Genomic DNA, 14765 nt, shown 5'->3' with positions numbered 1-14765 from the left:
ATCCGGGAAGCTGACAAATATCCGCATTTAACGAAGGCGACCGCGTCCACTTAAGCCTTAACAACACCTGTAACAGTTTAAATTGGATAAAATGGACTCTTTTAACATTTCTGACACAGACTATAAGCAGATCGAACAGGCAATAAGCAGCGAGGAGAGTGTAGTGGGGATAGATGCTAAGAAGACCCACATTATCATCCTCCATCTGCTCAGTAAAATTGAAAATCGGCTGGATACTATTGAGTCCAGAATCGATGATCTTGAAAAGTCATAACAACTCTGGCTGACGAAGCCCGGCTGACGGCTGCTGTTGCCGTCTGTCGGGTAGGTTAAGGGCTTTTAGTTTGTTGATGAGATCTTCTGAACTGGGTTCGAGGTACATTCACTCGTCAGCCTGCGAATGCAGCATGCAGACGAGGATGAGACCCGGCTGACGGCTGTCTTTGCCGTCTGTCGGGTAGGTTAAGGGCTTTTAGTTTATTGATGAGATCTTCTGAACTGGGTTCGGGGTACATTCACTCGTGAGCCTGCGAATGCAGCATGCAGACGAAGATGAGACCCGGCTGACGGCTGTCTTTGCCGTCTGTCGGGTAGGTTATGGGCTTTTAGTTTGTTGATGAGATCTTCTGAACTGGGTTCGGGCACATTCACTCGCCAGCCTGCAGACGAGGATAGACCCGGCTGACGATTGTCTTTTTCGTCTGTCGGGTAGGTTAAGTGCTTTTAGTTTGTTGATGAGATCTTCTGAACTGGGTTCGGGACACATCCACTCGTGAGCCTGCAGAAACAGCATGCAGACGAGGGTTATCCCAGCGCCCGTTCCAGATCTTCTTTCAAGTCTTCAGGGTGTTCCAGCCCTACACTCATGCGAATGAGATTGTCAGGTGATACAGAACCCTGGCCCTCACTGCTGCCACGGTGCTCCCATGTGCTCTCTACGCCGCCAAGGCTCGTGGCTCGTTTTATGAGATGTGACCGGCCCACCACGGCAATCGACTCCTCAAGTGTACCATTCAAGAAGAAGCTAATCATTCCGCCAAATCCGTGCATCTGCCCTTTTGCAATGTCGTGCTGTGGATGAGACTCCAGTCCGGGATAATACACCTTATCAACTTTTGGATGACCTTCCAGAAACCGGGCTACTTCAAGCGCATGCTCGTTGTGACCTTTCATCCGGTAGGCAAGCGTTCGGGTACTGCGGCTCAGCATCCAGCAATCCTGGGGTGATGGAACAGCTCCACCCATTTGCTGGGTCAGACGAATCTGCTCAAAAAATGAATCTGACTCTTTACTTACTACAGCTCCACCCAACAGATCGCTGTGACCGCCGAAGTATTTAGACGTGGAATGCAGAACCAAATCAGCACCATGCTCAAGCGGGCGCTGGTTCACGGGTGTTGGCCAGGTATTATCTACTACAAGCCGGATGTCATTTTTTTCAGCGATGGTAGCAGTTGTCCTGATATCTGTAACTTGCATCAGCGGATTCGATGGCGTTTCCACCCAAATTATTTTGGTCTCCGGTTTGATATGCTTCTTAACCTCTTCGGGATCCGTCATCTTGATAAAGTCAACATCAAGCCCCCAGCGAATCATGATGCTGTTCACCATTTTTCGATTGCCGGCATACACATCATCGGGAATTAATAGGTGATCACCAGGCTCAAGTGACTGTAAAATGGCAGTGGCTGCGGCGATGCCAGACGAAAAAGCAGCCGCTACTTCACCGCCTTCAAGCGAAGCAATCAGTGTTTCAAACTGGCTGCGATTCGGATTGTCAAGACGGGTATAATGCAGATCACCCGACTTCCTGCCCTGTTTATCAATTTCAAAAATGGTGCTGGGTGAGATGGGCGGAACAATAGAGCTGGACGGATTTCCAATATCAAGACCGGTGTGAATCGCTTTAGTTTCGAAACGCATTATATTTTTTAATCTATTTAATGGGTTAAGTAACACTGCCTGAAAGGTACACTCTTAACCCGGAATTATCATCTGAAATTTCAATGTCACGATAACGAAGTAAATAAACGTTCTTTTTTTGGGCATCGCCATGATGATTGGGGAAGAAGGGACTTTGATGCCATTATCTCTCAAATGATATAAACCGTGGATGCATCACGAGCTGAAGAGGTGCTTTTGAAAATTAAATTTACCCGGAACACCGCACACTTTCCTTCACCCGCAAAACGCATGGTACTTCCGGATTGGAAGCCGCATCCATCAGAGGTCTGTTCGGTGTAGCACGGCAGAGAGTCAGATTCTAACCAGTCCAAGACGGCTGAACACACCCATCGTTAAACTCGTCCGGCGTTGCCGTTTCGTTTAAACTTTCCCCCTCTCGCCCCGAAGGAATTCCCTCTATACATCCCCATGTCAACCTAAACACAGCTATTTCACCAGCATCATCTTGCGTGTAGATGTAAAACCTGGAGCTAATAGCCGATACAGGTAGACCCCACTTGAAAGCTGACTCGCATCAAACATTACCTGGTGGCTGCCGGCTGACAAATTTCTGTTAACCAATGTTCGAACGGCCCGGCCGGTCAGATCAAAAATCACAACCTTTACCTCGCCCGCTTCTGGCAGATCAAAGTTTATTTGAGTGGTAGGGTTGAACGGATTCGGATAGTTTTGATTGAGGCTGAAGTCTGTCGGCAAATCGTTGACACGTTCCACATCTGTGGGTATACAACTGTCTGCAAGGCCGGCATCAACAATACTCCACATATAATTATCTATCAGGCTTTGGCGGGCTTCTGCTCCTTCTCCCCTGCAATACTGAAGCCCGTTTGCATAAAGATTGACATCAGATTGTACGGACTGATTATTCCATCCAATGAGAGTCTTATCGTAATTTCCCACTGACAAGCCGGAATTATTGAGCATATTTTCCATTTTGGTAACCTTGCCAACGTCCCATGCCCCTAAATCTTGATCAAATGATTCAGCATTTTGGAACATTGCCTCCATCAATGTTGCACTTCCTGTTTGCCAACCTGAGATATCGCTGTTAAATGCCTTGGCATTCAAGAATATTTCATCGAAACGTTCGACTTTTGACACGTTCCACCCGCTCAGGTCGCTATTAAAAAACTGATTATTTTTAAACATGCCGTTCATCTGAACTGCATTGCCGGTTTCCCAATCACTTATATCGTCGTTAAATTCAGTTGCGCCACTAAACATCTCATCAAAATTCCTGATTGTACTTACATCCCAATTATTCAGGGCACCATCACCTATTTGTTCAAGAGAGCTGGCACCAAAAAACATAAAGCTCATATCTTCTACACCTGAGAGTTCCGGTGCATCTGAAGCCGATAGCCTGAGATTTGATGTACCATGAAAGGCGTGGTTCATAGACGTCCATTGTATGTTGCCCCATTGGTCAACACTTATAATCTTTAACGGATCGATTGATTGATTTTCTATGGAAGCGTTGGGATCAAAAAATAGTATCCGTGGAAAGTTTCCCGCAATTTCAACCTTGTATGTACCGGGTTCGTCAAAGTCGATAGTAAGATTTCCTTTAACGTTATGAATAGTGTCCTTTCTGGTGGAGTCATTCACATCTTCCCAAAACACTTCGTAATAATAGTTGCTACCTGGATCTGTTGGAATTACGATTTCATCGTCCTCAGACTGCCCAACATTATTTGAAATCCAGGTGGTTATAAAGTTTTCTTCACTACCGGGCGTAATCGCCTGATCTGAGTATGAAACAAAGCCTGAGGGGGTAGAAATTCCACTCGCAAGTTCAGTTTGAACAGACGTGCTTAGGTTGATTCGATAAATCGCGCTGTTCAGATAGTCGGTCCAGTAGAGAGATTCCGACTCTGCATCAACATCCATAGCCCACGGTGTAGCGGCATCTGAAATCTCATGCACTATTTGCACGTTTTGATCTTCGGAAGACGCATTGGCACTGTAAATCAGATCATCCTCAAAATCGCTCCAGTAGAGCGTACTGCCAGATGCATTCAGTGTAATACCAGCCACCTGTTTTACATACACATCGGTGATAATCGTCTCTAAACCGGACCCATCATATTTAATCCTGTTGATCTGTTTTACGTTTGATGCATTATCAACCCAGTACACATATTGGCGCTCTGTATCCACAGCCATATGGTAAGGAGAGACAACATCAGAGGTATTAATGTCCGTTACTACAAGCGGGGATTCACCAAGGTTTACACTTTTAATCCCGGGACTCGAGCTTCCGCCTTCAGCCCAAAACAGCGTGTTAGTTATTTCATCCAGGGCAATACCCCTCGGGAGGTCCAGGCCGGAGAGGATCGTTTCGATATTTCCCCCATCCAAATCTGCCCGGCTGATGGTGCCTTCGAAGACACTGCTCCAATATAGCTTCCCGGCTGCCTGATCTACAGCTAATCCCCATGGAGTTATAGTTCCGTCCGTAATCAAACCCGACGCAGTGCCTTCAACCAGCTGCTGTATTTTGTTATCACCATTGCTGGTCCACAACTGAATCTCAAATTGTGCCCGTACATCAACGTATGCGAAACATAGGAGGAATAAACTGATTAGCAGAGACCTTTTTGCCATAACGAATCGGTTATGAATTGTGGTTATTCCGCCGTGACACCGTTCAAAACTCAGGAATTGCAAATTCGTCACCTGAATGAGGGTATTGCGGAAGAAATTTATTTTTAGCTTCTGGAAGGATAAACCCCCTGAAGCGCGATACAGTAATGCATAGCCAAAACAGGCTGCATATTATTTACCGACTGATCACCACCGGTATCTGTGACGCCGGAACTGCTCATATCAGCATCAGCGAGTGATCCATAATGTAAAATTCCATCCCTGTTTACAGCCGGCACATTACCGACGGGTGAACTGCTTGTGCCTGGCGACGATGAGTAAACGATGCTGTGGGTGTGAGACGGTAAATTATTTACAGTTAGAGTTGTTGTTTCACTCCCGACCTTACTACCTATCGGATAGTTACTTAATCCTGGTCCTTGTCCGGCTCCAACAGGTGCTCGCCCCCTAAGGTCAGGAAGCCCAAACGTTATGCGCCCATCACCACCATATTGAGTGCCTAATAGTGAAAACAGAGCCTGGTTTTGAGATATCGACAGCAGCTGACCGTTGCAAAATGCCCATCCACGGGGTGCAAAATTACCGGCAAATAGCATAACAGATCCCAGCAGTGGTTCTGTGAACATCCTGTTGCTATTAGAATCACTATTAAGCACTGAAGATTCATTATTGAGATCGTTGGCCTGTGTTGTGTCACTGCCTCTAAATAACCAGCCAAACGTGAGGGCTCCGGCTAATCCTTTAATAAAGTTTTTTCGAGATTTCATCATGTGCGAGTTTTTAGATAGTTAGTTAGCATTGAGGAGTGAATAAAAAAAGGAGAATAACAACCTGTGACCTCTTTTCATCAGAGTGCTAAAAATGAGTAACAGGCCAGCCAAGACTATTCTGCAGTGGCGTAATCCCTCCTTCCATTATTGGTGACGCTTAATGCAGTCTGCAGCCGTGCATAAGTCATTAATTAAATGGGCTTTTGACGCGCGAGTCTTCATCGATTATACATGATTCCGACAAGATATGCTTGAAATGTTTTTCTGAGAGAACTACAGGATTTCGAGTAAAAATTTAAGAAAAAAGCAGGAAACTTTTCGGCAAAGAGATCGATGCATCTTGAAAAACGACGCGGTTCTTAAGCCCCGTCATCAAATAACACATCTACACTTCAAATTCTGTGTCGAACTATTCGTAAAAAAATTATCCATTATTAACTTTTTGGTACTGGTTTAATCAAAACGTATTTTCTTGAAGTGATCATAAAACTAAAAAACATATTATTTAAACTTACCGCCAAGCTACTCATTTTAGCCAGTATGCTTTGCGTGCTGTTTGGGAATGGCACCCATATTCACACTGTTTTTGATCATATTTCTGACCATAGTGATGTCCATGTATTCGTGCATTCTCATTCTGGTGATCACTCTCAGGGCCATAATCACACCAGCAATTTTGACGATATAGGCACTCATCATCATCCAACGGCATCGGTTGATTTGGTAGGCACGATGAGTCAAAAAACCACAATTACGTCTTTCGATTACAGCGACGTTATTTCTGCTGCCGGAGGTTTAAGCAGCCTTTCTATTTCAGAAACCCCGATTCCACTTTTCTTAGATTTACCCCCGCCGGATGATTTATATAAGTCCTGGCATGTCTCTTCTAACTCCCTTCGCGGCCCTCCCCTGGGATAACTTTGTCCCGCTGATAGATAGCCCATCCTTTTCAGCTATCTCACTTGTTCTTTATAACTATTAATACATCCTACATATGACTTCATCCAAGTGGTGGATACTGTACCTGGTAGTTCTTTGGATACCGTTGCAAGGTCACTCCCAAAATCAAACTCTTTCGTTAGAGGACGTTGTTGAGCAGTTTGAACAAAACAGCCTCCAGCAGAAATTGGCTAAGTTTGAAGAACTCCGAAAACAGGGAGCAGCTCAGCAGTACAAATCGTACATGAATCCTGAGATCAGTATTTTCAGCGAACAACTCAACGCCGGTACTCTCGACTATGAGGAAAAAACCTACCAGATTTCGCAGCAAATCGAACTGCTGGGCCAGCCGTTTCTCAGAAATAAAAGCGCTGGCAAAAGTAGTGAAGCGGCAGGGTTAAGCTATCAATATGATCGGTCGCTACTGATTCAAAAAGTGAAATCCCTCTATACCGAGTACTGGTTCCTGCAGCATAAACTCGAGGTCTATGACCAGGCACTGGTTGTTATCAACCAAGTACTGGAATCAGCCAGAGACCGCCGTTCAGAAGGCACCGAATCAGGACTCCAGGTGCAGCGTTTTAGCATTGAAAAAAACCGTTATCTGCGCTTGCGAAATGAGGTGGAGCTGGAGAAGATGCAGGCTGGAAGGGAGCTTGCCTCCATGATAACCTCATCAGATGATGCCGGTATTGAATTTCAGGCTGACCCAGATTTTCCCGTCGAACCTATTATGGAAGATCCCGGCATGCTACGACAGTATGCCCTTGAGCACCGGTATGACCTTCGGGCCATGCAGTTGCAGGCTGAAGCACTCGGACTCAGGTTTAAAGTGGAAAAACGGGACCGCCTGCCGGACCTGAAACTAAATGTTGGATACAAAAATCAGTCAGATGGCTCAGAAGGCTTTGTGATTGGCGGTGGCATACAGCTTCCGATCTTCAACAGGAATAGCGGTAATGTGGCTGTGGCTGAGGCTGAACATCGGAGTGTTGAAACATCCCTTCAGCTTAAAAGAAAAACAGTTCGGAACCAGGTAGATATCGCCCACCTGAGGGTTCAGAATTTGTACGAGCAGTGGCAGGAAATGCAGCGCGATCCGCTCAGTCCGGATATGTTGGAAACGTCACGAGCCGCATACCAGGAGGGCCGGTTTACCCTGGTAGAACTTCTGGATGCCACCAAAGCCTATGTTGATGGACGAAGTTTTCAGTATCGCATCAACGCTGATTACCACCAGGCTCTTTTCACACTCGATACCGCTACGTCAGGAAAAATATTTTCAACTCAAAACAACTCAGACCAATGAAAAAATCAATTATAGCACTTTTTATAAGCATGTCATTTCTCATCGCCGGTTGCGGATCTGAACAGGACGATCATAGCCACGGAGAAGATGGCGACCACACCCATGAGGCACCCGCACAGCAATCAACATCCGGTGATAGTGATGCAATTCGAATCGGTGGTGCTGCCGATTCTCTGGATGCCGACTCCGAACATTCACATGATGATGATGGCGATCACACCCACGAAGAAGAGCACAGCCATGATGAAGATTCGACACATTCTCACGGGGATGATGATCACGACCACTAGTGTCGTGTCAACGGTAAGTTGTCGAATGGGAGTCATCGGATGAGTCATCCTTGAATACTAGATTGATCCGTCATTACTCGATTTTTCGAAAAACTCATCCGATGACTTTAATAGTGCTATTACGTTATCCATTTAGTCATACCGGACCCCGATCCGGTATCTCCTGCCAATATCAACGGATGGAGATCCCGAATCGAGTGCGGGATGACGCACTTTTTGGTCAGCCTCAAGCACTCTATAGTAAAAATCACTTTTAAATAATTCTGAAGCAATGAAACAGCTTATAACATTTATCTTTCTTGGCACATCCCTGTTCCTGGCTGGGTGTGGCGGTGGATCCGATCCTGATGGCCACAGTCATGGTGATGATGGTGATCACAGTCATGAAGAGACGGCACAACAAACGGAGCAGGATCAAGGTCACGCGCATGACGGTGAATCTGCTCATCAGCACGATGATGCTGAGTCTCAGTTAGAAGGGGCAGGAGTCATCACTAAATGGACAGATAAAACCGAACTGTTCATGGAGTATCCGGAGCTGATTGTTGGCCGGGAGGCAACCTTTGCTGTTCATTTGACCCGTCTGTCTGATTTCAGCCCTATATCAGATTCAGAAGTGGAGTTTGTTTTTAGCTCCGCTCGCGGTGTTGAAGGATCACTTACAGAAACGGAAGTTCAAATACCCGGAATTTACGGACCCGATGTGATTTTTGAACGTGCGGGACGGTACGACCTCACAATGATCATCCGGGGAATGGTGGAAGATACGCTGCAGGTAGAGGGTATCCCTGTTTATAGGTCTGCGGATGAGGTGCCTCATGGCCACGAAGAAGAAGATCCAAACCTGATCTCTTTTCTAAAGGAACAGCAGTGGACGATTCCTTTTGGAACTCAGAAGGTGAGCAGGTACACGCTCTCAGAAACGGTAAACGCCCACGGTGAACTGACGCCGGTTCAAAGCAGGGAAGTAGTTGTTTCTGCACCGTTTTCGGGGATCATCTTGAGCAGTGCCAATCGAAGTCTTCCGGTGGAGGGACAGGATGTTCGTCGTGGAATGTCTTTGATTCAGCTGAATCCATCCATTCAGTCAAGTGATGGTGAAAACTATGCCCAGCAGTTTATCAACGCTCAATCACAGCTTTCGTTAGCCAGGAAGAACCTTGAACGGTCTCAGCGGCTTTTTGAAAAAGAAGCGATACCGGAAATAGAACTTGAGAAAGCCCGAATTGAATTTCGACAGGCTCTGACCCGGTTTCAGACTATTAATGAAATAGCGCAAATCGATACAGCAACAGTCGATGCCATGGGTGATTCTGAATCATCCTACCGTTTTCAAATGAAAGCCCCGATTTCAGGAACAATACTTGAATCATACATTCAGCCGGGCATGCAGGTTAAGGCCGGTGAACCGCTTCTGAAAATTGCAGATATGAGCAGTATGTGGCTGAGCGTCCACATTCCGGCTGCGGAGCGACAGGCAATTCAGGATCCCGGTGCCTCTGTTTTTTATGTGCAGGGGAGTGATAGAATGTACGGGATGGATGACGTAAACGGACGCTTTCTAAGTGCTGGCAAACAGGTAGATCCGCAAACGAGAACCCTGTCATATGTCTATGAAATCGACAATCAGGAAGGGTTGCACAGCGGTTTATTTGTCACAGCCGAGATTGATACTGAACAGAAAGAAAACGTGATTGCTATCCCTGAATCAGCTTTGATTGAAGAAGAAGGAAATTACGTCGTGTATGTGCATGTAGCAGGTGAATCCTTTGAAAAGCGTGCCATAACGACCGGCATCAGGAACCGTGGATGGGTAGAAGTCACATCTGGTCTCGATGAGGACGAGCATATCGTCACAACCAATGCATACCAGGTAAAACTGGCGTCACTGTCTTCTGAAGCACCTTCTCACGGACACTCCCATTAATTATAAGACCAGGAATGACACGATGTTAGATGCAATTATCAGAGGATCATTAAAGTACCGGCTGATCGTATTGGTCAGTTCGGTGGTTATACTGGCGGCCGGAATTTATATCGTAGACCGGATGCCGGTAGATGTATTTCCGGACTTGACCGCCCCCACGGTGACCGTCATGACGGAAGCACACGGCCTGGCCCCGGAAGAAGTAGAGCGGCTGGTTACGATACCTGTTGAGACATCCGTCAATGGGGCGACCGGTGTTCGACGGGTTCGGTCATCCACGGCCAAGGGGATATCCATCGTTTGGGTTGAGTTTGAATGGGACACCGATATTTTCAGGGCCCGCCAAATTGTAAACGAGAAATTGCAACTGGTGGCAACAAGTCTGCCGGAAGAGGTGCCGCCACCCATCATGGCGCCCATCTCGTCGATTATGGGTGAAATCATGCTTGTGAGTGTAAATAGCGATTCTCATTCAGAACTGGATGTAAGATCGGCGGCCGACTGGGAAATCAGAAGACGACTTCTGGCCATTCCCGGCGTTGCACAGGTTATTCCCATTGGGGGCGGACAGAAACAGTACCAGGTGCGCGTCAGTCCCGACAAGCTCAAGCAGTACAATATCACACTACACCAGGTGCTTCAGGCGACGGAACAGGCCAATGAGAACTTCTCAGGTGGTTTTTTCAGGGAGTATAGCCAGGAATACACTATTCGTGGGATTGGACGGGCTTATTCCGTTGAAGATTTAGAAGAGTCCGTCATCACCCAGCGCAATAACATTCCAATCACCTTAGGTGATGTGGCGAGCATAGAAATTGCGGCGGCTCAAAAGATTGGAGATGCGTCTGTGGATGCAGAACCGGCCGTCATAATCTCCATCCAAAAACAGCCCGGTGCCAATACGCTTGAGCTCACCTCCCGCGTGGATGAAACGTTGGCTCAGATTGAATCCAGTCTGCCGGCTGGGTTTGAAATCAACACGCATCTGTTCCGACAGGCGGATTTTATTGACCTGGCGATAGAGAATGTAATTGAAGCGCTGCGCGATGGCGCTATCCTGGTTGTCATTATTCTGTTTTTGTTCCTGGGCAACTTTCGCACGACCCTGATCTCTCTGACCGCGATTCCGCTCGCATTAATCTTCTCAATCTTTGTCCTTGAATTCTTTGATATCACGATAAATACGATGACGCTTGGGGGTATGGCCATTGCCATCGGGGTGATTGTGGATGATGCTATTATTGATGTTGAAAACGTGTTCAAGCGGCTTAGGGAAAATTCAAAACTGCCTGCATCAGAGCAGAAAGAAGCCATAGATGTCGTGTTTGAAGGCTCGAAGGAAATTCGGTCGTCCATTATCAATGCCACGCTCATCATCATGATCGTATTTATCCCGCTCTTCTTTTTGAGTGGTATTGAAGGGCGCATGCTGCAGCCCCTGGGACTCGCCTATATCATTTCAATTGGAGCATCCCTGGTCATTGCCATGACGGTCACACCGGCACTCTGTTATTACCTGCTTCCAGGGCAGGCGTCGAAAGGCAAATTGGAGGAGAGCTGGTTTACCAAGAAGCTTAAATCCGGTTACGATCATGTTTTAAACGTGGTGCTTCGATTTAAGAAAACCGTTCTTATCACCACGCTTGTGCTTTTTCTCGGGACACTGGTCATATTACCTTTTCTGGGGCGATCATTTCTTCCGGAATTCAATGAAGGTACCTTGGTGATAAGTGCAGTGACTATTCCGGGCACATCGCTTACAGAATCAAACGCAATCGGGAAAAGGATTGAAGAGATCCTGCTCGATCATCCGGCAATAGAGTCGACATCACGCCGCACCGGTCGGGCAGAACTCGATGAGCATGCCCAGGGTGTTAATGCTTCTGAAATTGACGCTAAGCTGAGTATACCTGAGGGACGGACCAAAGAAGGTGTGCTGGCCGAGATAAGAGAAGACCTAAGCATCGTGCCCGGTACCAACATTACCATAGGCCAGCCAATTGGTCACCGGATTGATCATATGCTTTCAGGAACCCGTGCCAATATCGCGGTGAAGATTTTTGGAACCGACCTGTTCAGGCTTCGGGCTTTAGCTGAGGAAGTCCGCGGACAAATGGAAACGGTAAACGGTGTGGTGGATCTCTCGGTAGAACAACAGCAAAATGTGCCGCAGATTCAAATCCGTCCCGACCGCAGGACGCTGGCCCGTTATGGAATTACCATGCAGCAGCTTGCTGAGATGGTGGATGTTGCATTTGCCGGTGAGGTAGTTTCTCAAATTCTGGAGGGCGACAAGATGTTTGATCTGCTCGTTCGTTTTGATGAAGACCATCGCGGCAGTATTGAGTCGGTACAAAACGCCACGTTCAACCTGGACGATGGAACAATTGTACCACTTGCAGAACTTGCCTCGGTTCAATCACGAAGCGGACCCAATACGATCAGCCGGGAAAACGTACAGCGTAAGATTGTTGTAAGTGCCAACGTAGCGGGAAGAGATCTGAGGGGAACCGTCGATAACATTCGAGAGAATGTGTCTCAAAACGTCAGTTTCCCACAGGGATACTTTGTGGAATATGGCGGTCAGTTTGAAAGCGAAGCCCAGGCAACGCGGACCATCTCACTGCTGAGTATTGTGGCCATAGCAGCTATTTATCTGCTTTTATACCTGGAGTTTGGATCACTGAAAACAGCTTTGCTTGTCATGGTGAATCTTCCGTTTGCCCTGATTGGTGGCATTTACACCGTGCTGTTTACCAGCGGTATAATCTCCATTGCCTCTTTAGTTGGCTTCATCACGCTGTTTGGTATCGCCACCCGTAACGGTATTTTGATGGTATCGCACTATCAGCAGCTCAGGAAAGAAGGAAAGGAATTTATCCAGGCCATCCGACAGGGAGCTATGGAGCGGCTGAATCCTATTCTGATGACGGCCCTCACAGCCGGACTCGCCCTCATCCCGCTGGCACTTGCCGCCGGAGAACCGGGAAACGAGATACAGTCACCAATGGCACAGGTCATTCTCGGCGGATTACTGAGTTCAACCTTACTGAACATGGTTGTAATACCGGCGTTACTTGCACAGTTTGAAAATAAATCACCCTAAATAGAACGTCCGAAATTTGAAGTTGGTAAAATAATCGACCAGATAACACCGCCTAAGCTTAAATTGGGCGGTTTTATATTTGTCTGGATATATCCGTACTGAAAAACTCAATCCCACCTACATCAACTATTACTCTCAATGTTCTCGGATTTCGGTTACTTGCTTTAGAAGACGTCAGTCACCATGCATTAAATGAATTGAGCCTCTTCTCAATTGTGTAGCATAAGAAGATATGGAGTTGAATATTTTAGATCCCTTCCTTTATTGTGCTAATCAGACAGATGTCCAATAAAGACCAGGCAACGGACTGGGATTGCCATTGGTGAAAGCGATTGCAGAGCTAACGATGGAAAAATTCTGACATATAGCAATGGTCCGGGAAAGGGAAGTACATTTTAGGGTGAATTGCCGCTGTCTGAAGATTTGAACAGTTAATCGGGCTTTGTGGCTTCAATCTTTTTGACAATTCCAGCGGATGTTAAGTCACGGACGGTGTCAATGTCCCACCCGACCTTTTTAACGTTTGAAACCGTTCTACGAGCAATATGTACGCCAATTAGGTAATGGATAGGAGGATCCAGCTTATCCATTATAGATGCTAACGAAGATTGATCAGCGCGCATGTGTTCCAGCAGGTGAAGTTTGCCGCCCGGCTTTGTGACGCGCAGGGCTTCTTTTAATCCAAGAACCGGATCTGGAACAGAACAGAATACGAAGGTAGCAACCGCTTCGTCAAAATGGTTGTCTGGAAAATCAAGGTCTTGGGCATCCATCTCTTTTAGTGACACACGATCCTGCTGTTTTTTATCGAGCAATTGCTTGGCCCGTTTGAGCATGCCCGGGGAAAGGTCAATTCCCTTTAAATCAATATCCCTTGGATAAAAGGGGATATTTTTGCCCGTCCCTACACCGATTTCAAGCACTTTTGGGCCCGTTACCTGATCCCAAATTTCTTTTCGCCAGCCCCTGAAAAGAAGACGCTCTATCGGCCACTCCGTAATATTATAGATAGGTGCCCATAAATCGTACCGGCTGCGCGTATGTTCTTTTCCTCGTTGAGCCATAAACAGATTAAAAAATTACAGAAACCACTACCGGTTTTGTTCGTTCTCAATAATAACTTTTCATTCCTGGTGCCCTTCCCTTTCAATTTCTCCCCGGGTAAGTCTCTTTTTTTAAGATATCCAATAGATCTTCACAGAAATAAGAGGAGGTGCGACTGGCATGCAGATTGAATACAATCAACAGTGTGATCAGCCCTACACCAATCCTCCCGATTCAATGTACTCCAATAAAGTGATGATTGTAAAACATTTTACCTCCCAAAGTTCTGTTAACCCTTATTGCCATATACCTCAGGCCAAAAAACTTACTTCAAATATTAGCAGAGCTGCTTTTAAACAAGCTTAAAATGAAGGCGGAGTTTTAATCCTAAATCTGTTTAACTGACTGTTACGCAATGTCAGTTTCGATATTTACAGGGCCCGGTATATTCATCAGCTTCTCATCGGATGCAACACCGGGATTGTGTTCTACCTTTATGCGTCCGGTATTTAAATGCACCTTGAATTTAGCTGAGCCTTCTGTCCGATTAATGTTTGATGCTATATTGATTACACTTGATGGGCTGTAAATCACCGCTTCTCAGTATTCTTTTTGTTGTCGTCATATTATCTGAAATGTATAGGTTTTTTTTGCTTTGATCCAAGGTACAAGGCCATCAGAAGCACTAAAACTAGCCGGGTCAATTAAGTGCAAATAAACTACCTCGGGGCAGAGCCCACGAGGTATCAACTTAGAACCTATAACTTTAGGTCCAATAATGAGTTTATTCTGGAGTGTCCCCCTTCGA

At 46.3% G+C, this 14765-nt stretch carries 10 protein-coding genes; 6 read left to right on the top strand and 4 right to left on the bottom strand.

Annotated elements, in window-relative coordinates; all coding sequences use genetic code 11:
* Positions 1–91 precede the first annotated feature (91 nt).
* The gene (locus tag AABW11_RS16305) at positions 92–274 is read left to right on the top strand and encodes a hypothetical protein (protein WP_340106199.1); all 183 of its coding nucleotides are present in this window, start codon (positions 92–94) and stop codon (positions 272–274) included.
* Between the two features lie 530 nt (positions 275–804).
* Here AABW11_RS16305 and AABW11_RS16300 read toward each other — a convergent pair.
* The 3 genes from AABW11_RS16300 to AABW11_RS16290 all read right to left on the bottom strand — a co-directional run bounded on the left by AABW11_RS16300 (position 805) and on the right by AABW11_RS16290 (position 5342).
* Complete coding sequence (locus tag AABW11_RS16300) at positions 805–1923, bottom strand: trans-sulfuration enzyme family protein (protein WP_340106198.1); 1119 nt, start codon at positions 1921–1923, stop codon at positions 805–807.
* Positions 1924–2391: 468 nt separating this feature from the next.
* Positions 2392–4572 carry a BspA family leucine-rich repeat surface protein gene (locus tag AABW11_RS16295; RefSeq protein WP_340106197.1) on the bottom strand — a complete coding sequence of 727 codons (2181 nt, stop codon included), beginning with the start codon at positions 4570–4572 and terminating at the stop codon, positions 2392–2394.
* A 104-nt stretch (positions 4573–4676) separates the two neighbouring features.
* Positions 4677–5342: a phage tail protein gene (locus AABW11_RS16290; RefSeq protein ID WP_340106196.1), complete on the bottom strand. Its 666-nt coding sequence runs from the start codon at positions 5340–5342 to the stop codon at positions 4677–4679.
* A 477-nt stretch (positions 5343–5819) separates the two neighbouring features.
* On the opposite strand from AABW11_RS16290, the gene AABW11_RS16285 reads away from it, so the two are divergent.
* From AABW11_RS16285 to AABW11_RS16265, 5 genes are all read left to right on the top strand, one after another.
* Complete coding sequence (locus AABW11_RS16285) at positions 5820–6260, top strand: hypothetical protein (protein WP_340106195.1); 441 nt, start codon at positions 5820–5822, stop codon at positions 6258–6260.
* 76 nt (positions 6261–6336) lie between these two features.
* On the top strand, positions 6337–7590 hold the full coding sequence (locus tag AABW11_RS16280) for a TolC family protein (protein WP_340106194.1): 1254 nt from the start codon (positions 6337–6339) through the stop codon (positions 7588–7590).
* On the top strand, positions 7587–7880 hold the full coding sequence (locus AABW11_RS16275) for a hypothetical protein (protein WP_340106193.1): 294 nt from the start codon (positions 7587–7589) through the stop codon (positions 7878–7880). The genes AABW11_RS16280 and AABW11_RS16275 overlap by 4 nt, the downstream gene beginning before the upstream one ends.
* Positions 7881–8151: 271 nt before the next feature.
* On the top strand, positions 8152–9807 hold the full coding sequence (locus AABW11_RS16270; RefSeq protein WP_340106192.1) for an efflux RND transporter periplasmic adaptor subunit: 1656 nt from the start codon (positions 8152–8154) through the stop codon (positions 9805–9807).
* A 22-nt stretch (positions 9808–9829) separates the two neighbouring features.
* Positions 9830–12913, top strand: coding sequence for an efflux RND transporter permease subunit (locus AABW11_RS16265; RefSeq protein WP_340106191.1), 3084 nt, complete (start codon positions 9830–9832; stop codon positions 12911–12913).
* A 431-nt stretch (positions 12914–13344) separates the two neighbouring features.
* Here AABW11_RS16265 and AABW11_RS16260 read toward each other — a convergent pair whose 3' ends face one another.
* The gene (locus AABW11_RS16260) at positions 13345–13977 is read right to left on the bottom strand and encodes a class I SAM-dependent methyltransferase (RefSeq protein ID WP_340106190.1); all 633 of its coding nucleotides are present in this window, start codon (positions 13975–13977) and stop codon (positions 13345–13347) included.
* Between the last annotated feature and the right edge of the window lie 788 nt (positions 13978–14765).

Source organism: Rhodohalobacter sp. 8-1 (assembly GCF_038150125.1).
Lineage (GTDB): Bacteria > Bacteroidota > Rhodothermia > Balneolales > Balneolaceae > SW132.
Note: the sequence above shows the minus strand (reverse complement) of the source record. Positions and strands in the feature narration are given on the sequence as shown.